At 65.6% G+C, this 376-nt stretch carries 1 protein-coding gene; it reads right to left on the reverse strand.

All coding sequences use genetic code 11. The annotated features are described in order from the left end of the window. A partial coding sequence (locus tag ASD63_RS36270; RefSeq protein ID WP_244497268.1) for an aminotransferase class I/II-fold pyridoxal phosphate-dependent enzyme occupies positions 1–376 on the reverse strand: 376 nt, incomplete at both ends.

Consider the following 376-nt stretch of genomic DNA (forward strand, 5'->3'; position numbering starts at 1 on the left):
GGCCTTGGCCGAGGTGTAGCCGCCCGAAGCGCCGCCGAGCGCCTTGCCGAGCGTGCCGGTGATGATGTCGATCCGGCCCTCGACGCCACAATGTTCGGCCGAGCCGCGGCCGTTCTTCCCGACGAAGCCGACCGCATGGCTGTCGTCGACCATGACCATGGCGCCATATTTGTCGGCGAGGTCGCAAACGCCCTTAAGATTGGCGATGATGCCGTCCATCGAGAACACGCCATCGGTGGCGATCAGCTTGAAGCGGCTGCCCTCGGCCTTCTTCARCTCCTCCTCCAGCGCCGCCATGTCGTTGTTGGCGTAGCGGAAGCGCCTGGCCTTCGACAGCCGCACGCCGTCGATGATCGAGGCGTGGTTGAGCGCATCG

The sequence above is a fragment of the Ensifer sp. Root558 genome (genome assembly GCF_001427045.1).
Taxonomy (GTDB): Bacteria; Pseudomonadota; Alphaproteobacteria; order Rhizobiales; family Rhizobiaceae; genus Ensifer; species Ensifer adhaerens.